This is a genomic window from Shimazuella alba, from assembly GCF_009831235.1.
Lineage (GTDB): Bacteria > Bacillota > Bacilli > Thermoactinomycetales > Thermoactinomycetaceae > Shimazuella > Shimazuella alba.
Genome location: NZ_WUUL01000013.1, coordinates 92,116 through 117,649, shown reverse-complemented (window position 1 = coordinate 117,649; position 25,534 = coordinate 92,116). Strand labels below are relative to the sequence as shown.

The 25,534-nt window shown below is 38.9% G+C and carries 29 protein-coding genes and 1 other annotated feature; of the genes, 24 read left to right on the top strand and 5 right to left on the bottom strand.

Annotation, left to right across the window (positions count from 1 at the left end):
• Positions 1 to 28: 28 nt before the first annotated feature.
• Both GSM42_RS16975 and GSM42_RS16970 read right to left on the bottom strand, forming a co-directional pair.
• A complete protein-coding gene (locus GSM42_RS16975) occupies positions 29 to 802 on the bottom strand; it encodes a M15 family metallopeptidase (protein WP_160802727.1) in 774 nt (257 codons plus the stop codon).
• Between the two features lie 229 nt (positions 803 to 1,031).
• Positions 1,032 to 1,559 (bottom strand): YhcN/YlaJ family sporulation lipoprotein, encoded by a 528-nt coding sequence (locus GSM42_RS16970; RefSeq protein WP_160802726.1) that lies wholly within the window; start codon positions 1,557 to 1,559, stop codon positions 1,032 to 1,034.
• A 58-nt stretch (positions 1,560 to 1,617) separates the two neighbouring features.
• Between GSM42_RS16970 and GSM42_RS16965 the strand changes: the two genes are divergently transcribed.
• From GSM42_RS16965 to GSM42_RS16940, 6 genes are read left to right on the top strand one after another with little or no spacing between them, the layout of a single operon-like run.
• The gene (locus GSM42_RS16965) at positions 1,618 to 2,244 is read left to right on the top strand and encodes an MBL fold metallo-hydrolase (RefSeq protein ID WP_160802725.1); all 627 of its coding nucleotides are present in this window, start codon (positions 1,618 to 1,620) and stop codon (positions 2,242 to 2,244) included.
• A gap of 13 nt (positions 2,245 to 2,257) precedes the next feature.
• The gene (locus tag GSM42_RS16960; protein WP_160802724.1) at positions 2,258 to 2,818 is read left to right on the top strand and encodes a redoxin domain-containing protein; all 561 of its coding nucleotides are present in this window, start codon (positions 2,258 to 2,260) and stop codon (positions 2,816 to 2,818) included.
• Between the two features lie 14 nt (positions 2,819 to 2,832).
• A complete protein-coding gene (locus GSM42_RS16955) occupies positions 2,833 to 3,552 on the top strand; it encodes a cytochrome c biogenesis CcdA family protein (RefSeq protein WP_160802723.1) in 720 nt (239 codons plus the stop codon).
• A 19-nt stretch (positions 3,553 to 3,571) separates the two neighbouring features.
• Complete coding sequence (resA, locus tag GSM42_RS16950; protein ID WP_160802722.1) at positions 3,572 to 4,096, top strand: thiol-disulfide oxidoreductase ResA; 525 nt, start codon at positions 3,572 to 3,574, stop codon at positions 4,094 to 4,096.
• Between the two features lie 21 nt (positions 4,097 to 4,117).
• A complete protein-coding gene (locus GSM42_RS16945; RefSeq protein ID WP_160802721.1) occupies positions 4,118 to 4,441 on the top strand; it encodes a rhodanese-like domain-containing protein in 324 nt (107 codons plus the stop codon).
• Positions 4,411 to 5,481 (top strand): SAM-dependent methyltransferase, encoded by a 1,071-nt coding sequence (locus GSM42_RS16940; protein WP_160802720.1) that lies wholly within the window; start codon positions 4,411 to 4,413, stop codon positions 5,479 to 5,481. The genes GSM42_RS16945 and GSM42_RS16940 overlap by 31 nt, the downstream gene beginning before the upstream one ends.
• Positions 5,482 to 5,814: 333 nt before the next feature.
• On the opposite strand, the gene GSM42_RS16935 is transcribed toward GSM42_RS16940, so the two are convergent.
• A complete protein-coding gene (locus GSM42_RS16935; RefSeq protein ID WP_237446679.1) occupies positions 5,815 to 6,030 on the bottom strand; it encodes a DUF2626 family protein in 216 nt (71 codons plus the stop codon).
• Positions 6,031 to 6,362: 332 nt separating this feature from the next.
• Here GSM42_RS16935 and GSM42_RS16930 point away from each other — a divergent pair, with 332 nt between their 5' ends.
• Positions 6,363 to 6,953, top strand: coding sequence for an RsfA family transcriptional regulator (locus GSM42_RS16930; protein ID WP_160802718.1), 591 nt, complete (start codon positions 6,363 to 6,365; stop codon positions 6,951 to 6,953).
• Between the two features lie 111 nt (positions 6,954 to 7,064).
• On the opposite strand, the gene GSM42_RS16925 is transcribed toward GSM42_RS16930, so the two are convergent.
• Positions 7,065 to 7,634: a GNAT family N-acetyltransferase gene (locus tag GSM42_RS16925; RefSeq protein WP_160802717.1), complete on the bottom strand. Its 570-nt coding sequence runs from the start codon at positions 7,632 to 7,634 to the stop codon at positions 7,065 to 7,067.
• Between the two features lie 191 nt (positions 7,635 to 7,825).
• Between GSM42_RS16925 and GSM42_RS16920 the strand changes: the two genes are divergently transcribed.
• From GSM42_RS16920 to GSM42_RS16865, 12 genes are all read left to right on the top strand, one after another.
• On the top strand, positions 7,826 to 8,047 hold the full coding sequence (locus GSM42_RS16920; protein ID WP_160802716.1) for a biotin/lipoyl-containing protein: 222 nt from the start codon (positions 7,826 to 7,828) through the stop codon (positions 8,045 to 8,047).
• A complete protein-coding gene (locus GSM42_RS16915; RefSeq protein ID WP_160802715.1) occupies positions 8,044 to 8,946 on the top strand; it encodes a hydroxymethylglutaryl-CoA lyase in 903 nt (300 codons plus the stop codon). Before GSM42_RS16920 ends, GSM42_RS16915 begins: the two co-directional genes overlap by 4 nt.
• Positions 8,943 to 9,719 carry an enoyl-CoA hydratase-related protein gene (locus tag GSM42_RS16910; protein WP_160802714.1) on the top strand — a complete coding sequence of 259 codons (777 nt, stop codon included), beginning with the start codon at positions 8,943 to 8,945 and terminating at the stop codon, positions 9,717 to 9,719. The genes GSM42_RS16915 and GSM42_RS16910 overlap by 4 nt, the downstream gene beginning before the upstream one ends.
• Positions 9,720 to 9,724: 5 nt before the next feature.
• Positions 9,725 to 11,227, top strand: coding sequence for an acyl-CoA carboxylase subunit beta (locus GSM42_RS16905; RefSeq protein WP_160802713.1), 1,503 nt, complete (start codon positions 9,725 to 9,727; stop codon positions 11,225 to 11,227).
• Positions 11,228 to 11,233: 6 nt separating this feature from the next.
• Positions 11,234 to 12,139 (top strand): ketopantoate reductase family protein, encoded by a 906-nt coding sequence (locus GSM42_RS16900; protein ID WP_160802712.1) that lies wholly within the window; start codon positions 11,234 to 11,236, stop codon positions 12,137 to 12,139.
• Positions 12,140 to 12,194: 55 nt separating this feature from the next.
• On the top strand, positions 12,195 to 13,781 hold the full coding sequence (bshC, locus tag GSM42_RS16895; protein ID WP_160802711.1) for a bacillithiol biosynthesis cysteine-adding enzyme BshC: 1,587 nt from the start codon (positions 12,195 to 12,197) through the stop codon (positions 13,779 to 13,781).
• A gap of 25 nt (positions 13,782 to 13,806) precedes the next feature.
• Entirely contained in the window at positions 13,807 to 15,066 is a 1,260-nt protein-coding gene (locus GSM42_RS16890; RefSeq protein ID WP_160802710.1) for an adenosylhomocysteinase, read from the top strand.
• Between the two features lie 231 nt (positions 15,067 to 15,297).
• Positions 15,298 to 15,729 (top strand): division/cell wall cluster transcriptional repressor MraZ, encoded by a 432-nt coding sequence (gene mraZ / locus GSM42_RS16885; RefSeq protein ID WP_160802731.1) that lies wholly within the window; start codon positions 15,298 to 15,300, stop codon positions 15,727 to 15,729.
• A gap of 15 nt (positions 15,730 to 15,744) precedes the next feature.
• Positions 15,745 to 16,677, top strand: coding sequence for a 16S rRNA (cytosine(1402)-N(4))-methyltransferase RsmH (gene rsmH / locus GSM42_RS16880; protein WP_160802709.1), 933 nt, complete (start codon positions 15,745 to 15,747; stop codon positions 16,675 to 16,677).
• Between the two features lie 231 nt (positions 16,678 to 16,908).
• A complete protein-coding gene (locus tag GSM42_RS16875; protein ID WP_160802708.1) occupies positions 16,909 to 17,262 on the top strand; it encodes a hypothetical protein in 354 nt (117 codons plus the stop codon).
• A 40-nt stretch (positions 17,263 to 17,302) separates the two neighbouring features.
• Positions 17,303 to 19,060 (top strand): peptidoglycan D,D-transpeptidase FtsI family protein, encoded by a 1,758-nt coding sequence (locus tag GSM42_RS16870; protein WP_160802707.1) that lies wholly within the window; start codon positions 17,303 to 17,305, stop codon positions 19,058 to 19,060.
• Positions 19,061 to 19,545: 485 nt separating this feature from the next.
• Positions 19,546 to 19,914: a group I truncated hemoglobin gene (locus GSM42_RS16865; protein WP_160802706.1), complete on the top strand. Its 369-nt coding sequence runs from the start codon at positions 19,546 to 19,548 to the stop codon at positions 19,912 to 19,914.
• A gap of 196 nt (positions 19,915 to 20,110) precedes the next feature.
• On the opposite strand, the gene GSM42_RS16860 is transcribed toward GSM42_RS16865, so the two are convergent.
• Positions 20,111 to 20,494, bottom strand: coding sequence for a hypothetical protein (locus GSM42_RS16860; RefSeq protein ID WP_160802705.1), 384 nt, complete (start codon positions 20,492 to 20,494; stop codon positions 20,111 to 20,113).
• 437 nt (positions 20,495 to 20,931) lie between these two features.
• Between GSM42_RS16860 and GSM42_RS16855 the strand changes: the two genes are divergently transcribed.
• The 5 genes from GSM42_RS16855 (at position 20,932) to GSM42_RS16835 (ending at position 25,471) form a co-directional block, all read left to right on the top strand.
• Positions 20,932 to 21,090, top strand: coding sequence for a hypothetical protein (locus GSM42_RS16855; protein WP_160802704.1), 159 nt, complete (start codon positions 20,932 to 20,934; stop codon positions 21,088 to 21,090).
• Positions 21,091 to 21,144: 54 nt separating this feature from the next.
• Positions 21,145 to 21,370: a binding site (T-box leader), on the top strand.
• Between the two features lie 230 nt (positions 21,371 to 21,600).
• Positions 21,601 to 22,890, top strand: coding sequence for a bifunctional folylpolyglutamate synthase/dihydrofolate synthase (locus tag GSM42_RS16850; protein WP_160802703.1), 1,290 nt, complete (start codon positions 21,601 to 21,603; stop codon positions 22,888 to 22,890).
• Positions 22,891 to 22,907: 17 nt separating this feature from the next.
• On the top strand, positions 22,908 to 24,302 hold the full coding sequence (gene murC / locus GSM42_RS16845) for a UDP-N-acetylmuramate--L-alanine ligase (RefSeq protein ID WP_160802702.1): 1,395 nt from the start codon (positions 22,908 to 22,910) through the stop codon (positions 24,300 to 24,302).
• A 41-nt stretch (positions 24,303 to 24,343) separates the two neighbouring features.
• The gene (locus tag GSM42_RS16840; RefSeq protein ID WP_160802701.1) at positions 24,344 to 24,649 is read left to right on the top strand and encodes a hypothetical protein; all 306 of its coding nucleotides are present in this window, start codon (positions 24,344 to 24,346) and stop codon (positions 24,647 to 24,649) included.
• A gap of 183 nt (positions 24,650 to 24,832) precedes the next feature.
• Positions 24,833 to 25,471 (top strand): SCO family protein, encoded by a 639-nt coding sequence (locus tag GSM42_RS16835; protein ID WP_160802700.1) that lies wholly within the window; start codon positions 24,833 to 24,835, stop codon positions 25,469 to 25,471.
• Positions 25,472 to 25,534: the final 63 nt, after the last annotated feature.

Sequence of the window (25,534 nt, the reverse complement as noted above, 5' to 3'; positions counted from 1 at the left end):
AGTATCTCCTTATTAAGGAGATACTTTTTTAATGAAGTCCATAGTACTCTTCTAGCGTAATTCCTTTTTGTTTTATTTCCGTTGCTAGGTGAACACCTACGTAGCGTATGTGCCACGGTTCATATTTATAGCCAGTGATTGCTTGTTTTCCATGTGGATAGCGAATGATGTAACCAAATTTATGAGCATTATCAGCAATCCATTTTGCTTCTGGTTTTTTTCCAAAACAATCTTCTGCTGCACAAGTACCATCTTTTCCTGTCACATCAATCGAAAGTCCCGTTTCATGTTCGCTCGTTCCTGGTAATGCACTATAGGTTCGAGCTTTTTCATAACCATCGCGTTTCACATAATAATTAAATAATATCTTTTGTGTTTCATAAGAACGATATCCAGACACTCCCGTTAAATAAACATTATCTTTCTTTGCGGCAGCAAACATTTTTTCTAACTGAATAGCTGCTTCTTTGCGTAGTTGTCTTTTTTCTGTTGTCGCTCTTTTAAGGTAAGGTACCTTTGGAAAAACGAGATCTTTTGGATTAAAGGTTTCTGGTAATTTATTATGTTTGTTGACTAAAACACTAATACTATCTGGTTCGGCGACAACTTTTAGTTTATCAGATGAGTAGTTATGTGCCGGTACTTTGGTATTGCTGCTCTGTTGATTGTTCTGTACGACTGTTTCCGGCGGTTTAGGAGGTGTTTTTTGTTTGGATGATTTATCCTCTTTGGAATATACAAATATTAGTATTCCTCCAAGGACGATCAGACAAATCATACTTATAATTACAACCTTTTTCATGATAGAAGCTCCCTAATATAGTATGTTTTTCATGAATGTAGAGTAGGGTGGTATGATTTCTATAGTTAGATAGGAGGATATGATAGTTGTAAAATGTTTTGTTGTTTTCCTTTCGTTCATTCTCTATATCACATGTGTTCATGGTAAAGAAAAAGATCAGATAAATCAATTGGAAAATAGAATAAAAAAAGCACCCCGTATGGGATGCTGTGCTTTCATAGCGATCAATCTATGATGGTTTTTCTTGTTTTGGTACTATTTTTGTTGGTTGAGGAGCAATGCGTTCTGCAATTCCTGCAAGTTCTTGGAGAATAGAAGAAACAGGTTTCCCATCCTGGATATCATGGTTCACATTATTAATCCGTTGTACTAAATCAGTGTCTGCAGTCACAAGTGCTCTTGCGCCAACTGGATCTTTGTGGAGTGCTTCTGCCACCGAATACTTTACAGTTCCCACTCTTGCGCGATCTAGATTATCCTCAAGGTCAAGTCCAACAATTGAGTATTTACCAACAGATACTGCTGTTGCATCTTTCACATGAGGCATATTTTTTGCAATCGTTTCAAGACGGTTGGAAACATCTTGTGCAGATTTGTTATACTGAGGGGCGGGAACAGTTTGTTTTACCCGTTCCGTGTAAGAAATTTTTTGTGTTTTTGGTGACACTTCTTTTGGTGCAGAGTTTTCTGGTGCACAACCAACGAAAAAACATGCAACCAAGCTACATAAACCAATGAAACGTAGATAAGCCATCATTTCTGGATAACTCCCTTCTGTCAGTTATCCATTAGTGTGCAACAAAGGAGAGTTCTTCATGCAAATAGAAAAGTATGTTCTAGGACCTATTGCTACCAATGCATATCTGCTCTATGATGAATCCAGTAAACGTGGGTTAGTTTTTGATCCGGGGATGAATCCAGATATTTTGGTTAATCGAATCCAGCAGCTGTCATTAACGATCGAAGCGATCATTTTAACGCATACACATTTCGATCATATTGGCGGATTAGGTGAACTAAGACAGCTCACAAAAGCCCCTGTGATCGTGCATCAAAAGGAACAAGTTTGGCTTTCAGATGCATCTCTTAATGGCTCTGAGAATTTCGCTGGTTCTGATCCTATGATTTTTGCTCCAGCTGAGATAGAAGTTCAAGGAGGAGAGGCACTTTCTTTTCTTGGAAAAGAGTTTCAAGTTTTATTTACACCGGGACATTCACCAGGAAGTATTTCCCTTTATGATGGAGAAGTAGTGTATGCTGGGGATGCGTTATTCAAAGGTGCAATTGGGCGGACAGATTTACGTGATGGCGATTATCAAGCACTGATTAATGCGATACAAGATCAACTATTCACGTTGCCTGATAATACCATTGTTCACCCAGGACATGGACCATCTACAACGATTGGCCATGAACGGAAAACCAATCCGTTTTTTTCCTAGGAGGAGGAATCTTGTGAAAGTAATTCGTACGTTCTTAATTTTTGTGCTTCTTGCGGGAGTAGTATATGCGATATATCAAACTGCTTCTAATAGTCAACCTGTGGTAAACTACGCCAATTGCAAAGGAAATACAGGGGTAGAAGTGAAAAATTGTGCACCGAATTTTGTATTAAAAACATTGGATGGACAACAGGTAGAGTTGTATAAAACCAATGGAAAACCAACCGTCATCAATTTTTGGGCGTCTTGGTGTGATCCGTGTAAACAAGAAATGCCACATTTACAGAAAGCTTATCATCAATACAAAGATAAGATTAATTTCCGGATGGTAAATGAGACATCTCAAGATACGTTGCCAAACATCAAGAAATTTATGAAACAATACAAATATGATTTTCCCATCCTTTTGGATCAGGAAAATGAAGATGGTCAGACCATCGGCACAGATCATTACCAATTGATCGGTATTCCAACTACATTTGTAATCGATTCAACCGGGATGATAACACATAAAGTTGTTGGTGAGATGAGTAAAGAAGAGTTGCAAGATATTCTCGATGATGTGTTATCGTAGAGAGGATATAATTCATGGAACAAGTTACGATTTGGTTGGCATTTGCAGCAGGTGTTTTGTCGTTTGTATCTCCTTGTTGTCTGCCGTTATACCCGTCCTATTTGTCATACATAACTGGGGTATCTGTTTCGCAGCTAAAAGAGAAGGGTAGATCATCGGAGTTAACAAAGCTGACAATGATACACACCTTTTTCTTTTTGCTTGGTTTTTCATTGGTCTTTTACGCTCTTGGCTTTACTTTTTCTTGGATTGGTCAATCGTTTGTTAACTACAAAGATCTAATCCGTATGCTGGGAGCTGTTTTATTGATCTTTATGGGTTTGTTTTTAACTGGAATTATTGAACCCAAATTCATGATGAGAGAGAAGAAGTGGGATGTTTCCAAACAAGGACTTGGTTACCTGAGTTCGATGCTGATTGGGGTTAGTTTTGCCGCAGGTTGGACTCCTTGTTTGGGTCCCATACTTGCATCTGTACTCGCTCTGATAACCATTAAAGCACAGCTGGGTGTTGGATTTTTGTACATTAGCATGTATGTATTGGGGTTCGCTATTCCCTTTTTTCTCATGGCCTTTTTTATTGGCAGAACAAAATGGATATTGAAATACTCCAATCAAGTTATGAAAATTGGTGGTGGGTTGCTTATCCTTTTTGGAATCATCTTATATACCAACCAATTGACAGCTATTATCGCTTGGTTTACAAATCTTACCGGCGGTTTTACCGGATTCTAGTGCTGAAGGTGAAGAATACATGAAGAAACAGACAAGGTATTGGATGAGAAGAATATTACTTCTCTGCTTGATAGGGTTAGTAGGATTTGCAATATACCAAGTCTCTACAGATACAGGTGGTAAACCAGTCGAGGGGGAAGAAGCGCCCGATTTTACGTTGACTACTCTTGATGGGAAACAGAGAAGTCTCTCAGACTTAAAAGGAAAAGCAGTAATGATCAATTTTTGGGGTACTTGGTGTCCTCCCTGTAAAACTGAGATGCCTGCGATTCAACAAGCTTACATGATAAATAAAAGCAAAGGTTTTGAAGTTGTTTCTGTTAATATTCGCGAAAACGACTTGCCTGTCAGTAATTTCGCTCAGCAAATGGGATTAACTTTCCCAATCTGGATGGATAAAGATAGAGAAGTAGTCAAACAATACAAGATCGGTCCTATTCCGAGTACTTTTTTTATTAATCGTGATGGTGTAATTGAGAAGAAAATCGAGGGACCACTAGAACTAAGCCAGCTTCAATATTATATCAATCAAATAACATCATAAGAAAAACAAGGAGTGTTTCAAATGGCATACCAGCATATCCCTGCATCTACTTTTGGCAAACAATTTGAAGAAGAAAAAAATAACTATGTTTTTGTGGATGTTCGAACACAAGAAGAATTTGATGATGCACATGTCGAGAATTCCATTCACATCCCTTATGATGAAATGGAACATCGCTATGAAGAACTCGCTTCCTATAAACAAAAGAACATTCTCCTCATTTGTCGCAGCGGGATGCGCAGCCAAGTGGCAGCTCAGATTCTGGCAGAACAGGGATTTGAAAAGCTTTTTAATTTAGAAGGAGGATTACTGGAGTGGACAGGTCGTCTTCACAGCGACAAGTAGAAGGAATCCCAGAAGTTATTTTATCGGAATTACGAAAAGCACCATACAAGCAATTACCTTTTGCCGAAGTGATGGAGATCTCTCTCTATCATCCAAACTGCGGATATTACTCAAAGCCCACGCCCAAATTAGGGAAAGCGGGCGATTTTTTTACCAATGTACATGTGAGTGATTTATTTGGACGTGTTGTCGCGGATTATTTTTTGCAGTATTGGCAAGAGAAAAATGCTTCCTCTTCGCTTTGCTTGATCGAAATCGGTGGGGGAGAGGGCAGATTGTTGCAGCAGATTACCACACAATTTCAGTTAAAAGGTGTAGCAAAATCATCCCTTCAGATTTATTCAGTGGAACGAAGCCCATATCATCAAAAGGAACAACAAAAAAGATTGAGTAACATCCCATATGCAATTCATTGGGTGGACAAGTTGGTTGATGTTCCCAAAGCTTCATTTTCTATTGTATTCAGCCATGAACTTATAGACGCATTCCCTGTACATCGATTGATATGGAAAAATGGTGTATGGTGGGAGATTTACGTTGCAGAAAAGGAAAACAAACTCGTGGAAATACATGATTCCCTTTCTACTGTGGAATTACAAAAATATGTAAACGAACGAACAGAAGAAATATTAGAAGGTCAGCAAATAGAAGTAAATCTTTATGCGAAGAAGTGGATAACAGAGGTAGCAGATTGGGTTCATTCTGGTTTGATTTGGACATTGGACTATGGTGGTACTACTAGGGAGTTGCACTCGGTTCGTTACTTAGATGGGACAATGCGTTACTACCAGTCCCACCAACATGTAGATGATCCTTATCCATTATTAGGAAGTATTGATATGACAGCTCATGTCAATTTTGCGGACTTAATGTTTTGGGGAGAACAATCGACTTTAACAACGAGTTTTTATGGTAGTCAGTCAATGTTTCTAATAGATGCAGGTATTTTTTCATACACAGCTCCAGAATATCGCAATGCAATCAAACAATTGATGATGGGCATGGGAGAAAATTTTCACGTATTAGTACAGAGTAAGTAAGTTGGTGCAGGGATCTAGATCTTTCATCCCACTGCGATGGAAACTAGTATTTACATCTTTCTAAATGAAGGACAGATATACTGCCTGCCAGAATGTAAGTAAAAGATCTTCGACACTTATCTGTTGACAGGATTCGCATATATAGTCATATTTGGATCTTTAGGCCGAAACATATTCCCTGCACTTCGTGCATCTTTTCTTTTTAGACATGACTCATTTAATTTGCTATTTCCTTTTTAGTGTATCGTTTTTTACTGAAAATATATGCATTTCGGGGAAGGAAACCTATATGTTGCGGCAATAAAAAACGACCCTTAATGGGTCGTTTTTATATTAATGAACAAAAGTAGCATAAGCTACCATTCCACAGAATGAAATCACCATGTAGCTGCCAAATAAGTACATATATGTTTTCTCTGTTAGACGTTGGTACCCAAGTACAACAAACAATATTGCTTGGAAGATGAATAGTCCAGCTTGGGTGTACATATGTCCTGCTATAAACATCAACGCAATAGCTAAAGCCCAAAAACCAAGTACACGAAACATGCGATCCACGAAATCACAGCCTTTCACCAATTCAATCATTCTTCGTTATAATGAACCGAATAAAGAGCATTTGCTCAAGCACCCTTTATTATACCCAGTTAATATTCTTGGTTCAAGTGAAGTTAACTGGAAGGGGTTACATCTTTTATCGAATAGCATAACTCTTTTGGTACATTTCTTTGCATTTTACGATGAAAATATTTTGTTCATCCCCATGATAAGTATAGATCTAGCAACTTGAGGATATAAAAAGGATAGAGATCATACTATCGTACGGCATTCATGCATAGGATAAAATAGTCAACTATATTGCCTAGAATAGGAGGTTTATCATGGCTGTAAAGCGTCAAGATGCATGGTCCTCTGAAGACGATATGATATTAGCAGAGGTGACTCTACGTCATATTCGTGATGGAGGTACACAGTTATCAGCTTTTGAAGAAGTAGCAGAAAAACTTGGTAGAACACCAGCAGCATGTGGTTTTCGATGGAATAGTTCCGTTCGTAAAAACTACGAGGCTGCCATTCAAGTAGCAAAAACAGAGCGTCAAAGAAGGAGCCAAGATCGATCGCGTTATACCACTCCCTTAACATTGAGTAGTGTACGTGTAGATAGTGTTCCTGTTTTGGAAAATCAAGAAGATGAATACTCATTGGATCATGTCATTCGATTTTTACGTCAACATAAAAATGAAGTTGGAGAATTAAAAAAACAACAGAAACAACTAGAGCAAGAATTGTTTGAACGAGAAGATGAATTACGCCGTTTGGAAAAAGAAAATAGAACCATGAAAGAACAACTTACAACAGTCGAATCAGATTATCAGTTAGTAAATGATGATTATCGTACACTGGTGCAAATTATGGAGAGAGCCAGAAGATTGGCGACTCGAACAGAAGAATTAGATAAAGAACATAAATAATGGGTGACAGGAATGAAGGTAAAAGATTTATTTGACTTGGCTGAACTTGTAATTTCCTAAATCACTACCATATTTCTTTTTCCTTATTGTTAAAAAACAACAACACGGGCTTTACTTTTGCACGTGTTGTTCTCTTATGTATCGATCGCGGTATTCTTCTTCTAATATACTCATGATAATGGAATCGTGATACGCATGATCATAATACAAAGCATCCCTTTGGATACCTTCTCTTTGAAAACCAAGTCGTTCATAAACATGGATAGCACGCTCATTATATGCAAACACATTTAACTCTACTCGGTGTAGATTTAAAATACCGAAAGCATACTCTAACATCAGTTTCATTGCTTCTGAACCATAGCCTCTTCCTTGATAGGACTGGTTATCAATCGCAATACGTATGTAGCAGTTACGATTAATGTTATCGATCTCTAACAGTTGAATGTCTCCAATAACTACATCATTCTCATTTAGAGCAATTAGTAATAGAATAGAAGATGAATCAGTACTTTTTTCTTCTATGTACTGTTCCACTTGACGTAGAGTAAAACTTTTTTGTGTCCCTGTAAGTTTTCTGGTTTCGGCTTGAAATAACATTTCAAAGTATTTGGCAATATCTTCTTGGTAGATGGTACGTAGGTATATTTTTTCTCCTCGTAAAAATGGAACAGGATGCATCCATTATTCCTCCTATGAATGTAGTGGTAGTATGTTTATTTTTTGAAGATAAATAAAACTTCAAAAAAGAAGTCCGTTTTGTTTATAGTCAGATTAGCATATAAGGAAATGATTCACCAGTACCAGCAAGGAACAGCAATAGATCCTGAATAGTTCCTTGCAGATACTAAAAAAAGAGAGGAGTTTTCATCATGTCTAGAGTAGAAGCGACGATCGTAGGAACTGTGTCAAAAGTACTGGTCTCCATCGGTGATGATATTCAATCGGGACAAGAAGTAGTTATTTTAGAATCGATGAAGATGTTAATTCCGGTAGAAGCAACAAAAGCAGGAAAAGTGACTGCAATTCACGTAAAGGAAATGGATTTTGTTAACGAAGGAGATACACTGATCGTATTGGAAGAAAGTCAATGAAAGTGAAAATTGTAGAAGTCGGTTTGCGAGATGGTCTGCAAAATGAAACAGAAATTTATCCAACTACGATAAAATTAGAACTAATAAAACGATTAATAGCTGCCAATCTCATTAATATAGAAGTTACTTCATTCGTCCATCCAAAATGGATACCCCAACTCGCTGATGCAGAGCAATTGCTAGTTGACCTTCCAACACATCATAAAATCAATTATCGAGCACTTGTCCCCAATACCAAAGGTTTCGAACGAATAAAAGCATCTCCTCTATCCGAGATCGCTGTTTTTATCTCCGCAAGCCAGACGCATAACATGAAAAATGTGAACAAAACAATAGCTGCTAGTTTAAAACAAATAAAAGAGATCCTAAATCTTGCATCAACTTCTCATCTACCAGTTCGAGCATATATATCTTGTGTTTTTGGGTGTCCCTATGAAGGTCATGTTTCCCTTCGTGTAGTGGAAGAGCTTTGTAGGGACCTTTTTGATTTAGGGGTATATGAAGTTTCACTAGGTGATACGATCGGCGTTGCTGTACCATGTCAAGTGAAACAAGTGCTTCATTCCCTCCAATCCTCTTATGCAGGCAAATTAGCTGTTCATTTTCATGATACAAAAGGGCTTGCATTGGTTAATTGTTTTGTTTCGCTTGAAGAAGGAATTACTACATTTGATAGTTCTATTGGTGGTCTTGGAGGATGTCCTTATGCACCTGGTGCATCGGGTAATGTCGCTACAGAAGAATTGGTTACGATGTTGCATGGGATGGGAGTGGAAACAGGCATTGATCTTGCAGAACTTTGTGAAACCGCTGCTTGGATGGAGAATATACGAAAGAAACCACTTCCTTCCAAAGTATTACGTAGCTATCTAGCAAAGAGAGGAGTGAGTGGAGAATGACTTGGTTGACAAAAGAGCAAGTCGGTCATATTTGCATCATCCGCCTATTGAGACCAGAAGTTTACCACGCTTTAAATAGACCTTTATTAAAACAATTATCTTCTCTTTTGGATGAAATAGCACAGGACAATCATACCCGAACATTGATCATAACAAGTTCTTCAGACAAAGCATTTTCATCAGGTGCAGATCTAAAAGAACGTCAGAGTATGACAGAGGGCGAGGTTAGGGCATACCTCACATTGATTCGCCAAACATTTGCTAAGATAGAAAACTTCCCTATGCCTGTTATTGCTGCTGTCTCAGGTGTGGCCTTAGGCGGTGGAATGGAATTAGCGCTATCATGTGATTTTCGGATCGCAGATGAAACTGCTTCGTTTGCTTTGCCGGAAACATCACTTGGGATTATTCCAGGAGCAGGGGGTACACAACGACTTCGTCGCATAGCAGGTATCACACTCGCAAAAGAACTTATATTTAGTGCGAAGCGAATCACAGCCAAAGAGGCATTCTTGAATGGGATTATAAGCAAAGTAACAGGGACAGGACAGGCTTTGAAAGAGTCTATCCTCTTTGCAGAAAGGATTACATGTCATGCACCTTTAGCGATAAAACAAGCCAAAAAAGCTATCAATGAAGGATATTCTCAGCCATGGGTGGATGCATTGGAGTTGGAATCTAGTGCATATGAACAACTAATTCCAACAAAAGACAGACTTGAAGGTTTGCGTGCTTTTCGAGAGAAACGAAAACCACATTATCGAGGAGAGTAGATACGATGAGTGAACTTAGGGATAAAAGTAAACGCTTACAATCAGGTGGCAGTCGGAAGTATCATGAGAAACTCGCTCATGCAGGGAAATTGTTTGCACGTGAGCGTTTAAGGTTGTTGCTGGATCAAGATTCATTTGTAGAAGATGGTCTATTTGCAAACTCGGTGGAAGATGGTTTAGCAGCTGATGGAGTTATTACTGGAACGGGAAAAATAAATGGAACTACGGTTTGTGTGATGGCAAATGATTCAACTGTAAAAGCTGGGTCTTGGGGGAAAAGGACAGTGGAGAAGATCATTCGCATTCAAGAAACTGCAGAAAAATTGCGCTCCCCCCTCCTCTACTTGGTTGATTCAGCTGGTGCGAGAATAACCGATCAGTTAGAAATGTTTCCAGGACGCCGTGGGGCAGGGAAAATCTTTTATAATCAGGTAAAGCTTTCAGGAGTAGTTCCTCAAATTTGCCTGTTGTTTGGGCCATCAGCTGCCGGCGGGGCGTATATCCCAGCTTTTTGTGATGTGGTTATTATGGTCGATAAAAATGCTAGCATGTATCTTGGATCTCCTCGAATGGCAGAGATGGTTATTGGTCAGAAGGTCTCATTAGAAGAAATGGGTGGTGCTCGAATGCATTGCTCTGTCAGTGGTTGCGGTGATTTTTTGGCAAAAGATGAATCAGAAGCAATTCAAATTGCAAAATCCTATTTTGCTTATTGGCAGCAGCCTATTCACAAAGAGTTCCGATCAAACCCATCAGTTGAAAAGATATCAAGCATAGTACCCAAAGAACAAAATTTGCCGTTTGATATGAAGAAACTGATAAATTTGCTGGTGGATCAGAATTCAAGTTTAGAAGTAAAAGAACTATTTGCACCTGAGCTGATTACGATGTTTGCACGATTAAATGGAAGAGCAATTGGTATCATTGCAAACCAATCAAAGGTCAAAGGCGGGGTTTTATTTGGTGATTCAGCAGATAAAGCAGCTCGATTTATTACATTGTGTGATGCCTATCAGATTCCGCTTCTTTTTTTAATCGATGTACCTGGTTTTATGGTTGGTACACAGGTAGAGCGTGCTGGAATTATCCGACATGGTGCTAAAATGATTGCGGCAATGTCGGAAGCAACAGTTCCGAAAATATCTGTTATTGTGCGGAAAGCTTATGGAGCAGGTCTTTATGCAATGGCAGGACCTGCATTTGAACCAGATTGTTGCATTGCTCTGCCGACTGCCCAGATTGCAGTTATGGGACCAGAAGCAGCAGTGAATGCAGTTTATCACAATCAAATCCAAGCAATGGAACCTGAGGCGCGAGAAACTTTTATCCAAGAGAAAAGGAAAGCGTATCAAGAAGATATTCATATCTATCGGCTAGCTAGTGAGTTAATTGTAGATGCCATGGTGGAACTAGAAGATTTGCGTTATGAGTTAGCAAAAAGGTATGATCTATATGGTGATAAGCAAATTCATTTTAGTAAGCGAAAACATCCTATATACCCGGTGTGAGAAAAGATGAAAATTGGTATAATTGGAGGAGGGTCACTGGGACTTTTGTGGGCTGCTCGATTGTCAGAGCATGTAAAAGTGACGCTGCTTTGTAGAACAGATCAACAAGCAAAAACGATCCAACAAGAAGGGGTTATCCTAACGACATTGGATGGACAGGAAAAGAGATATGAAATATCAGCAGAATGGATCAATGAGTCCAATAATTCTGCTGATTTTGATGTGCTGTTTCTCATGGTGAAGCAACCATCTTTCGAACAAATCCTTCCATATCTTGCTTCTGTCATGTATGAAAATACACACATTGTAGCATGGCAAAATGGATTAGGTCATTTGGAGAAGATGGAAAACTTTTCTTTTCCAAATAGGTATGCAGTTGTTACCACGGAAGGTGCACGAAAATATGCTTCCAACCGTGTACAGCATACGGGAAATGGCTATATAAGACTGGGAAGAGTTCATTCGACTGATAACGTTGATCCTCTGTTTACGCATTTTTTACAGCAATTTCATGTGGAGATAGTGACAAATATTGAGCAGCATATATGGGAGAAATTTTCCATTAACTGTGTGATCAACTCACTAACAGCATTATTAGAAGTACCAAACGGCCAACTGATGGAAGTAGGTTTGCATTCCACTATGATGCAAATAATCAAAGAAATATCTCAAGTTGCAGACGCGAAAGGTTTTTACCTTAAACAAGAGGAGATTTATCATCAAGTAAAAGACGTTTGTTTCAAAACTACAAAAAACTTTTCTTCTATGCTTCAAGATATTATGGCAAAGAAGCAGACGGAGATCGCTTCACTCAATGGTATGGTAGTAACATATGGCAAGCAATGTGGCATCGATGTGCCTATGAATACATCGCTTACAGAATTGATAAAAGCAAAAAGTATGTTGTTTTGAGCATGTGGTATACTTATGATAAGTAAGTAGCATCTGGAAGAAGGGCTGGCGGAAATTGAAAATAGAAAAGTGTTTAACTCTAAGTGAAAAACTTCAGCAAATAGAATCTTTTTATCCTTATGACCCAACCCAAGAAGAGAGCTACTTCCAACGCTATCAACATTTACAAAAGCAGACATACAAACGAGAGCAATTGGTCAAAGTATTGAAGAATTATCATGGTTCCGATTTATTTCATCCAACTGTTGAGAAAAATATAGACCGATTGTTATCGCCTGACAGTGTTGTAGTGATAGGAGGACAGCAAGCTGGTATCTTGACAGGTCCCCTTTATACGTTGTATAAAGCAATTTCCATTATTCAATTGGCAAAGCGGGAAGAGAAACGATTACAAAAACCTGTTATCCCCATTTTTTGGATTGCTGGAGAAGATCACGACTGGCAAGAGGTAAACCATATCCATGTTCCACAAGGCATTGGTATGACAAAACATACTTTCCCGCGGGATGATACAAAGAAATCCTCTGTTTCAAAAATAAGAGTGAACCCAGATATGATTCATACTTGGTTAAATGATCTTCATCAATCCATAGACGACCGAGAAAATAAAGCACAGTGGGTACAACTCTGTGAAGAATTAACAGCTCAGCCGATAAGTTGGACAAGATTTTTTGCAAAAATTATGCATTACCTTTTCCGAGAATATGGACTGCTGCTGATCGATTCCAACGATTCAGCTTTGCGAGAGTTAGAAGCAGAATATTTTCATCAATTGATCAAACATAATAAAGAACTCGCTGATTCTGTAGAGAAAGGGATTCAAAACTGGGTAGCCAATGGAAATGATTCCCCTCTCCAATTTGAAGAACAGCAAGCTCATCTTTTTATAGAGGAAAATGGACAGCGAGTAGCGCTTTACCGAGATGGAGATATATTTGTAAGTCGTAATCGATTTTTCCAATACACAAAGGAAGAGTTATGCGAGAAGCATTTGCAGCTAAGCAATAATGTAGTAACGAGACCCCTTATGCAAGAAATGGTTTTTCCTGTACTAGCTTTTGTAGGCGGTCCTTCAGAGATTGATTATTGGGGATGTTTAGCTGAAACATTTTCACTGTTTCATCTCCAAATGCCAATTGTATTTCCAAGACAAAATGTAACCATTGTAGAGCGGTCGATAGAAAAATATCGAGAAACCTGGGGAATAGCATTAAACTCATTGCTTTCAGGCGAAGGACAAGCAATATTAGAAAACTGGAAACAAGAAAATAAGCCTCCAGATGTGGAAGAGCGTTTTGATAGGATGACGAAACAATTAGATGAAATTTACACTCCATTTGTAGAAGAACTTACCCAAATAATTGGTGGGAATATGGATCAGTTGGGAGATGCTACTGCCGAAAAGTTGCATTCCCATTTAAATTGGTTAAAACAAAAAACATATGCTTTCATAAATACAAAACAAGAAGTAACCTTGCGTCAACAAAGAGCTGTAGTGAACGCCATATATCCGTTGGAGGGGCCACAAGAGAGAGGTTACAATCTTGTATATTTTTGGAATAACTATGGACTTGATTGGCTTCATATGTTATGTAAACAGGAGTTACCTGAAATAAATACTCATCAGGTATTATACTTATAGTAGAAAATATAGGAGTGAATAAACAATGAACGCGATTGAAAAAAGTGTGATCCATGATATATCTTTGGCTCCGAGTGGCAGGCAGAAGATTAATTGGGCAAAAGACCACATGCCTGTTTTAGGCAGAATTCGAGAACGGGTATTGGTTGAAAAACCACTTGCTGGAAAACGAGTTGCGATTTCCTTACACTTAGAAGCAAAAACAGCTTGTATGGCTGAACTAATTCGTGATGCAGGAGCAGAAGTGGTGATTACAGGTAGCAACCCGCTATCTACTCAAGATGATATTTGTGCTGCACTTGTATCCGAAGGTGTCACTGTTTTTGCACGATATAACCCAACTCCAGAAGAGTACAAATCACATTTTATTATGACATTAGAGACGAAGCCCGATTTGATTATCGATGATGGTGCCGACTTAGTGACCATCTTACATAGTGAACGCCCAGATTTATTGGAACAAGTAAAGGGTGGATGTGAAGAAACAACAACAGGGATTAAACGGCTATTGTCTCTTGAAAAATCTGGACAGCTCAAATTCCCAATGATTGCAGTAAACGATGCATTTTCGAAATCATTGTTTGACAATCGTTATGGAACAGGTCAATCTGTATGGGATGGAATCAACCGCACCACAAACCTTGTCGTAGCCGGAAAAACCGTAGTTGTAATCGGTTATGGCTGGTGTGGGAAAGGTGTAGCGATGCGGGCTAAAGGGCTTGGTGCACGAGTGATCGTTGTAGAAATAGATGCCATTAAAGCTACAGAAGCGCATATGGAAGGTTTCACAGTTTTACCAATGAAAGAAGCAGCAAAACAAGGAGATTTCTTTGTTACCGTAACAGGAAACAGCAAAGTCATCACGAAAGATCATTATGAAGTGATGAAAGACGGTGCGATTTTAGCAAATGCGGGGCATTTTGACATCGAAATCGATAAAGTATCTTTGGAAGAATTATCAATTCAATCCGAAGTGGTACGCAAAGATATTACACAGTACCATTTACTAGATGGACGTAAAATTAATCTTCTGGCAGAGGGTCGTTTGGTAAACCTTGCAGCAGGTGATGGCCACCCAGCAGAAATTATGGATATGACCTTCGCGCTACAAGTACTCAGTTTGCTTTATCTGCATCAGTCAAATGAGAAAATCGGTGCTCATGTGATTGATGTTCCATATGAAATTGACGAACAAGTATCGCGTCATTTCTTGGAATCACTCGGGATTCAAATTGATGAATTAACTCCAGAACAGACAGAATATCTCGGGAGCTGGGAAATTTAAACCTGTTTACCAAAATATGATAATTTCGTTCAAATCCTGTACACAAGTGCAGGATTTTTTACGTGTATTGTGGTATACTTACCAATGTGGTGGAAAGTGGAGGGAAGTGGAGCGCTGTGGTTCCACTAGTTAGAAATAGAGTGACGCAACTAGATTATTGGAGAGGAGAGGGATAGCAAAAACTACTTGTAAAACTGGTCATTTTGCAAGTAGATGGGGAGGTCACGCGTGATGTTTATGGGGGAGTTTCATCATAATATTGATGATAAGGGACGAATGATTATCCCTTCCAAATTTCGTGAAGATCTTGGTTCCTCATTTGTACTTACACGCGGACTTGATCAATGTATTTTTGCATACCCTCGCGCTGAATGGACACAATTAGAGCAGAAGTTAAAAGCACTTCCCTTTACGAAAGCTGATGCTCGTGCCTTTACCCGATTTTTTTTCTCGGGTGCTTGTGAAGTTGATTTGGACAAGCAAGGCAGGATTGTGCTGCCATCTAATTTACGAACATTTGCCAATCTGACAAAAGAATGTGTCGTACTAGGAGTTTCTTCACGGGTCGAGATTTGGGATCGAACCATTTGGGAAAGCTACTACTCTAAATCAGAAGAGTCGTTTAATGAAATTGCTGAAAGCATTGTCGACTTTGACTTGTAAAAGGATGATCAAGCCTTGTTTGAACACATCACCGTTCTATTAGAAGAATCCGTAGATGCACTTGCTATTAAACCTGATGGAGTTTATGTGGACTGTACACTAGGTGGTGCAGGACATAGTAGCTTGATTGCAAAGAAATTAGGTCCAAATGGTACACTTATCGGATTAGATCAAGATAACAAAGCATTAGAAGCTGCAAAACGAAAATTAGATCAAGTTTCATGCAAAGTGATCGTACATAAAGCTAATTTTCAACATGTACAAGAAGTAATTCATTCACTTGGCTTTGATAAGGTAGATGGCTTTCTATTTGATTTAGGTGTTTCCTCTCCTCAGTTAGATGAAGGAGAAAGAGGGTTTAGTTACCATGAGGATGCTCCGCTTGATATGCGGATGGATCGAGATCAGGAGCTAACTGCTTATCAAATAGTGAACCATTATCCCGAAGAAGAAATCAGTCATATTTTATTCCGATTTGGTGAAGAAAAGTTTGCAAGAAGAATAGCCCGCCAAATTATTCAAAAGCGTATGATCAAACCAATTGAACGGACCGTTGAATTGGCAGAAATCATCAAGGAGGCAATTCCTGCTGCTACACGCAGAAAAGGACCACATCCAGCCCGTAGATCTTTTCAAGCCATACGCATAGCAGTAAATAATGAATTGGGTGTTTTTGAGAATGCATTAAAGCAAGTTGTACCAATGCTTCAAACAGGTGGAAGAGTAGCTGTCATTTCGTTCCATTCATTAGAAGATCGAATTTGCAAACATTTTTTTCAAGAGCAATCAGTTGGTTGTATTTGTCCAAAACATTTCCCAGTCTGTGTATGTAACCATCAACCTTCACTAAACATTCTGACGAGAAAACCGATTATTCCAAGTGATAGTGAAATAGAAAGAAATGCACGTGCTAGGTCAGCAAAACTCCGAGTAGCTGAAAAAATATAGGGTCAAATGCAAGTGTTAGTAGGGTCAAAGAAAGATATGGGTCAAATAAAGTAAATACAAAGCTCAATAGAGAAAATGGAAGAGATGGGTAAAGGGTCATGATGTACATGATACGGTCAGAAAAAAGAAGGGTCAATTGGTTAAAAAGAGAAATGTGGAGGCGTGTTTCCATAGAATTCATCAATTTTGCGTGGTTTATCGGACTTGAGCGAAGAGTAAAGGGGGATCATTGTGCGTAAAGAACAAGGGAACACCTCGTTAGCCTATCAATTACCTGTATCTACACCTAAGACTCGCACTCAAATTAGATCAAGAAGAGTTATCAAAGGCCTGCCATCCAGTGAAAAGGTGCTATATCTTGTGAGTACGATTATTTGCATTATGGCTGCTGTCTTTGTTATGACTCGATATGCTCAATTAACGCAACTCGATGTATCTATCCAACAAACGGAGTCACGGATTAATAAAACCAAAGAAGTAAATATTCAATTAGATTCAGAAAAAATAAGACTAAGTAGTCTTGAGCAAATTCGTAAATTTGCGGAGCAAAATGGCCTGCAGATCATTCCCTCTATCCATCCTTAATCGAACGAATAATTTGTTCAGATAGAATGGTGGCACTGATATGCAGCAATCAGAAAAGAAAAATAAAGTTCGTTCTGTTATGATTGGGTTCACACTTACTGTGCTACTTAGTAGTGTTTTAATTCGCCTTTTATGGATTCAGACGGTAGATTCACAAGTGTTGTTGGATCGGGCTAAAAAGGTTTGGGAAAATTCAAACTCGATTCTTCATGCAACACGTGGATCTATTTATGATCGTACCAAACAAGAAGTTTATACCTGGGAAGTACCTGGATATTATTTTGTTGCAGATCCCAGTCAGATTAAAGACGTTTCAAATACAGCGAAGATTTTGTCCCCTCTTTTGGAAATACCTGTTCACATATTGGAAGAGAAGTTTCTACAAAAGAAAAAAGCTGTAGAGATCAAGCATGAAGGGAAAGGGAAGTATTCTCCTTCTATATACAGAAAAGTATTCTCATTAAAGACGAGTGGGAAAATTGCTGGTATATATGGATATCCTACACATATGAGACAGTATAATAGTTCGGAATTATCCCATGTGCTTGGTTTTCTTAATAGTAGCGGTGAGCCAGTTGGTGGAGTTGAAAAAGTATATGATAAATTGCTGCGTGGTGTAAACGGCAGTATCAAATACCATAAAGCAAAAAATGGGATGATGGTATCAGACGGACCAGATACATTTCGTCCTCCGACTGATGGTAAGGATCTTATCTTAACGATCGATGCAAAAATTCAACATGAAACAGAAGTAGCCATAGATGAAGCAATGAAGAAATACAATGCCAAAGGTGCTACTGCGATCGTAGCTGACCCCAAAAATGGGGAGATTTTGTCTATGGTCAGTAGACCAACATTTGATCCAAAAAATGTTTCCAAAACGTATGATCCCGCTAAAAATGGTCATAATATTGCGGTAGAAAGTCAATATGAACCAGGATCTACATTTAAAATAGTTACGTTAGCTGCAAGCATTAATGAAAAGTTATTTCGTCCAAATGATACATTTAAGTCAGGCTCCATCAAAGTAGGGGACCGTACCTTTCATGATTCCAATCGGGTTGGTTGGGGAACCATTTCCTATCAACGATCTGTCGAGCTATCTAGCAATGTAGGATTTATCCACCTCGGGCAGCGTCTAGGATCAGAGAGATTTGCAGATTATATAAATCGTTTTGGGTTTGGTCATATTACAGAGCAATTTGGAACGCGAACAGGTATTGATCTGCCAGCTGAAGGAAGAGGATATTACTATAATCGCCCTCTTTATCCGGTTGAACTAGCAGCCAGTTCGTTTGGTCAAGGGATATCTGTTACCCCTATTCAACAAATAGCGGCAGTTTCTGCAATTGCAAATAATGGATATTGGGTAAAACCCCATGTTTTAAAGGAAGCTGTAGATCCAAAAACCAAGAAAACAGTGTATGAATATCCTATCACGAAGCGTCAGATTATAGAACCACAAACAGCGACAAAAGTAAGGCAAATTTTGCGTGGTGTTGTGCAAAAAGGTACAGCCACAGAAGCAAACCTTGCAGATTATGATGTAGCTGGTAAGACAGGTACAGCGCAAATCCCAAGTCCAGAGGGTGGATATATACCAAATGAATATATTGTATCCTTCATTGGATTTGCACCTGCAGTTAAACCTGATGTTGTTATTTATGTGGCCTTCGATCGACCAACAGCAAATGTTTCCAGTATGTCAGGCGGCAAGATAGCTGCACCAGTTGCCAGAGATATTTTGAAAAAGATATTGCCAATTCGACATGTAGCTGCTAAAAAGGACTCTCATTGATAGAGTCTTTTTTTGCTTCGTTTTTTTCGTCCACATCTCATGTAATAGCGAATCCCGAATAATGGAATGGAGATGGCAGTTGCAAGCAATATTCCTACAAACATGGTCATCGCCCCTTTCCTTTGGCTATAATTGTTGTCCTTTCATATACAAAGTTTACCTCGGGCAAAAATACTTTTTATACATCTATGTTGAACCAACAAGAAATGTTATGGTTGAAGGACTATTTTTTATAATGAAAAGGGAAGGAGACTCCATAAACAGTATTCATTTTCAAAAATAATGTTTTTGTTTTAACACCGCAAAACGTAATTTTAATAAGGAGAGGGAAACTTTTCATTAAGCTAATCATTTCTGATTGAAAACATAAATTATCAAACGATAGAATAATACACCGGAATTAAATATTTCTATTTGAAATATTTCCGGATTGCTACATAATAAGAGAGTACGAGTACTTTCAAACAATGTAAGGAGGATTTATTTTGCCAACACAAACATTATTTCATGAACTAGGTGGAAAAGAAACGATAGCATTAGTTGTGGATAATTTTTACGTAAAAATGTTAGCAGATGAAGAGTTGAAACATTTTTTTGATTTTACGGATATGAAAAAGCAGAAAGCTCATCTTACTTCGTTCGTGTCGTTTGCGATAGGCAGTCAAGAGGCGTATAAGGGGAAAAGTATGAAAGATGCGCATGCTCATCTCCAAATCAAACCAGTACATTTCCAAAAAACAGCTGGTCACTTGATTGCGACATTGCAAGAATTAAATGTCCCACAAGATAAGATTGATACGATTATTTCCAAGATAGCTCCTTTGCAAGATGATATTGTGACAGTGAAAAATTAAGTCAGTACATATAGAAGGTTCTATTTCAAAAGATCAATTCTCTAAGTTAGAATTCGTCTGTATCGGAATGGACCTTTTTCATAGCTTCATTTGTAAAAAACCTTATTTACATCACATATCCCTTCAATCATTCGATCGAAGGGATATTTTTTCACTTTATTTAAATTTTTAATTTAAAAGTGCTGCCTCTTACCCATCAGGGGTAGTAGTACTCGACGTCCTCTGTCAGTGCATCCCGCATCGCTTCCCACAGAGCATCTTCCTCACTGGTGATTCCAATCTTCTTGAATTCCCTAGTGAGCGTCTTTGCGATATTGCCGTAGGCGTCCATCTTCTTCTCGTGTTCCCGCTTCTTTGCCTCCAGCTGGCTCTTCAGCTTCCGACGCTGCATTTCATCGGCAAGACTATATTCATGCTTGACCTTGTTATAAGCATTCGTGGCGGCTACCTTTTGAGTGTATCCTGTGGCATCCAAGCGTGCAAGCTTGATGATTGTCCTGATACGATCCTCGGACAGGTTCAGGCGCTGGATCTGTGAAGCGAACTTCTTGCGGAGGTCGTTATCGGAAAGGTGTGCCATTTTTTTCTCTTTCTCTCTAGAAAACATCAGGTACACTGATATGGACGAAACGATTATATCATACGGATGAAAAAGAGGAAAGATTCTAGAAAGTCTTTTATTTATGAGAAAGGTGAGCTCAGAAAATTAGCTTTCGTTGCTGCTTGTGTCCTTCATGGCATTTTCTAAATCTATCTCTCATAAAAATATCTTAATTCCTAATTTAACGGGCATTTCTATTTTGTTACGAAGACTGGAAATCTAGACGATAGATAAGATATAAAATGAATTTATCTGTGTTTTCACCATTGAATGTTCATCCTTTGGGGTTGAAAGCGAGAATAAAGTGTATTACATTGGTTTTTGTGGGATTTGCTTGTGAAAAAATATCTGCGGAGTGAAATAGAAAACAAGATAGATATACTCGTAGAGACTTTATAAGAGGGAGGAGCTATCTTTTGAAAATGGTCAAGTCCTTTGCCCAAAAATTTTACCGAGGTTTATTGTTTATTGTTTTACTTGCTGTGCTTATGCTTTGTACGATCTTACTTATTACTTTTTTAGCTGATCCTTCGAGAATGATTGAAACAATTAAAGCTACTTTTGGTATAACGTAAGATTTAAGATGAATAGCTAGTAGCGATTAAGGGGAAAGTTGTATATAATATAGCCAACAAGTGTGGATAGGGAAGAGTAAGCAACTCCTTTTATAAAGAGAAGAAAGCCCTTGGCTGTGAGGTTTTCGATAAAAGTTTGCTGAATGTCACCCTGGAGCTGTCTTTCTGAACATTGAGTAGGAAAGACCGGATGGATTCCGTTATCGTAATTAAGTGCACAAACCTTTTTTTGGTTTGTGAACAAAGGTGGTACCACGAAACCAGTCTTTTCGTCCTTTGAGATGAAAAGGCTTTTTTGTTTTTCAAAAGGAGATAAGGTGTAATCAAACAACACTACATCAGCATGAAGCAAACAGGTTGAAAACACAGCAGTTGTACATAATTTTCTTGCCTGAATTATTTACCCCTATCAAGAGATAGGAACACAATCCTACCTCTTTATATTGACGAATACTCTTCTACCGTGCACAATGAACAACGAGAAGTTTTCTAAAGGAGATGCCAAGTTTTATGTTGCAAACAGCAAACGATGTCTGGGATTGGTTGGAGAATCATACCCCTGCAAAAATTCATCCTGGTTTGGAGCGGATGGAACATGTTTTAGAAGAATTAGGTCATCCGGAAAGACGCTTGAAAGTGATTCATATTGCTGGAACCAACGGAAAAGGTTCGGTAGCTGCGATGTTATCAAGTGTTTTGCAAGAGGCGGGATATTCTGTTGGGTTATTTACTTCTCCAGAATTAACACATTGGAGTGATCGAATTCGATGCAATGGAGAACCAATTCCAGAGTCTGAGTTGGTCCGCTGGACGGAACATCTTCGGCCTATTATCGAAAAAATGGAAGAACCTCCAACTGAGTTTGAATTTTGGACGTTGATTGCCCTTTGCTATTTTGCATATGAAGCTACACCTTGGTTTGTCATTATGGAAACTGGTCTAGGTGGGCGATTAGATTCCACCAATGTGGTGTATCCATTGGTCAGTATTATCACAGAAATCGCGTTAGATCATATGGAGTTTTTAGGCTCTACTGTCTCTGAAATTGCGGAAGAAAAAGCAGGGATTATAAAATCTGGTGTCCCAGTTGTGACTAGTACCAGCAATTCAGAAGCAATGCCTGTTTTACAACGAGTAGCGAGGGAACATAACAGTAAATTTTATAAAATAGGTAAGGATTTTAGGGTCAGCAAGGTCCAGCATGATCGAAATGGGCAGTCGTTCCAATTTGAAAGCAAAATGCTGGAAGCTGACTTGAGGATCACATTAAAAGGGGATCATCAACTTGCCAATGCAGGTGCTGCTATTATGGCTATCTCTATTTTATGCCAGCAGTATGCTACTATTGTGGAGCTTATCCATTTAAAAAAAGGATTGGCAAAAGCAACTTGGCCTGGACGCATGGAAGAAATCAATGAGAACCCTACCATTTTATTAGACGGAGCTCATAACACATCAGGAGTGAGAGCTCTAGCTGAAACGTTACGCTGTCAGTATACATATGAGAGACTATTTGTGGTTTTTGCCATGATGAAAGAAAAAGAAGCTGAAATGATACAGCCACTACTTTCACTCGCCCATCATATTGTAGCTACAGAAGTACCAAATCAACAGCGAAGTAGGACAGCTGGGCAATTGATGGATATCATCTTAAAGCAAAATCCAGATCAATCTGTAGAAGCAATAGCCTCGCCAGAGAAGGCACTGGAGACAGTGAGAGCACAAGCCGGACCAAAAGACATGATTGTCATTGCAGGTTCACTATATTTAATCGCCCAAATAAGACCGTTATTTACGTAGACATAAGAGAGGATGGGATGAATTTGACAAAACAGCATGTCCATTTTATCGGTATAGGTGGCTATGGCATGAGTGCTATCGCCCGAGTTCTGCTTGATCTTAACTATGAAGTATCAGGCTCTGATGTAGAGAAAAACGCCCTAGTGGAGAAGTTAATAAAACGAGGTGCAACTGTAGTAATCGGACACGAAGCGGAAAATGTAATAGGAGCAGACAAAGTTGTTTATTCCACCAGCATCGCAGCGGATAATGTGGAATTGGTGGAAGCAACAAAAAGAAGAATTCCTACTTTTCACCGCTCGGAAATGCTTGCAGATTTATTAAACAGCAAGAAAGGCATTGCTGTCGCAGGTGCACATGGGAAAACGACTACATCCTCTATGCTGGCGCAGACATTGGAGATTTGTGAAGTAGATCCCACTTATATTATCGGTGGGGAAATCGTTGGCCTAAAAGGTAACGCAAAAGCAGGAAAAAGTGATTATGTGGTAGCGGAAGCGGATGAAAGCGATGGCTCTTTTCTCGCCTATCATCCTCATTTGGCGATTGTAACTAACATTGAAGCGGATCACTTAGAAAACTATGATAACGATTTCGCGAAACTAAAACAGGCCTATGTGGAGTTTATCAACCAAGTACGCCCAGAAGGAAAAGCAATTATAGGCTGGGACGATGAACATGTGCGCAGTATTGCCAAAGAATTAACAAGTAATGTGGTTACTTATGCGATTGATACTCCAGCGGATTATATGGCCAAAGAGATTGAGCCAGAAGGGCACTTGATCTCATTTGCTGTTTATCATGGTGATGAGCGTTTAGGCAAAGTAACCTTGCAAAAACCAGGACGTCACAATGTGTTAAATGCATTAGCTGTGATTGTAGCAAGCTTGTCACTGGGTCTTTCATTCCATGCGATAGCAGAAGCACTCTACCAATTTCAAGGAGCTAAGCGCCGTTTTCAAATCATAGGAGAAGTGAATGAAATATTGGTGATTGATGATTACGCCCATCATCCGACTGAAATTGTAGCAACATTAGCGGCAGCAAAGGCGATCAACCGCAAAATAAGGGTAGTATTTCAACCTCAGCGGTATTCCCGGACACATTTGTTGATGAAAGAATTTAGCGAAGCCTTTGGTGACGCAGATGAGGTGATTATCAATACGTTATATGCACCAGCAGGGGAAGCGCCTATTCCTGGAGTTAATGCTGAGCGTTTGGCGGAATTGATCAAGGTCAATAGTAACCCAAACACAACTTTTCTTGCCACTCATGCGCAAGTAGTTGATTATTTGATTACTCATGCCGAAGCGGGTGATGTGGTCTTTACGATGGGAGCAGGCGATATTTGGAGAGTGTCTCACGGGCTAGTGGAAGAACTCGTAAATGTATCGAAACCCAGCAATATATGATATTCTAATTATGACTATTGTCTACTCCAGAAGGAGTAAAAATGGAGTACACTTCCAAAGAGAATCCAATCGTCACTGTCAAGGGTCTTCCTGATCAGGGTGTTACGATTCGAGACGATAAGCGGGCTTACCGGCGAATTCCCCCTGCTGACTCCATCAGTTGGGTAGATAAAGACGGTAAGAGTTTTTCGATCGGCATTAGTAAGGTCTGGGTTGATTTTGGCTTCGTCAAATCTGTGAGTAACGTTTGTCGAGCCTCTGATGCGAAGCGAATCGAAAATCCAGAAACCAAACTAGGAACTTATGAGGTATTTGATAGTGGCGTAACGATTCACATTTCCAAGTAGTCTTGTTCTGGGTATACCAAATTTTTTGTATGCCCAGAACACTGTAGCAAATGCAAGAGGCATGTGGCATTCCATATGTCTCTTTTTGGATGATTTTTATGGATTTTGGATTCATAGGAATTGAGTTCACTTGGTTCCTGTGTTATGGTGGGTAGTGGTGATTTTTAAAAGGAGGAACTAATTTTGATACATAAAACCAAATGTCTTTTTGTATGTGTTCTTATTCTTTCTTTTTTTATAGTTGCTTGTTCCAGACCATCTACTAATCCACCTGAGCAGCAAACAGCAGCTCAAAACGATGTGACAGATCTGAATTGGCAAGTACCTGATTTTCAAGCAGTAGATCAAACAAACAAAACGGTTACAAAAGATACATTGAAGGGAAAAGTATGGCTGACTCATTTTCTCTTCACCCGTTGTCCTAATATTTGCCCTCCCATGACAGCGAATTTAGCAAGAGTGCAAAAAGCGGTTGAAAAGGAAGGCATTCCAGCAACCATGGTTTCTTTCACAGTTGATCCAGAACACGATAAATCTGATGTCTTGAAAAAATTTGGAGAAGATCATGGTGCTAATCTTACTAACTGGCACTTTTTAACAGGATATTCTTTTGAATATATTCAAAAGATCGCGACAGATGCTTTTAAAGGCCAAGTAAGTAAAGTGAATACCAATGATCCCAAAACCGTTTTATTCAATCACCCATCCCAATTTTATCTGGTTGATCAGACTGGGAAAGTACGCAAGTTTTATGATGGGTTAAAACCCAATGTGAAGCAGCTTGTAGCGGATGTTAAACAGTTAGAGCAAGAAGGAAAATAAAAAAAGACATCAGATGCGGAACAAGAAAAATCAAATATATTTACTTCTTGGAATAAAGTGACT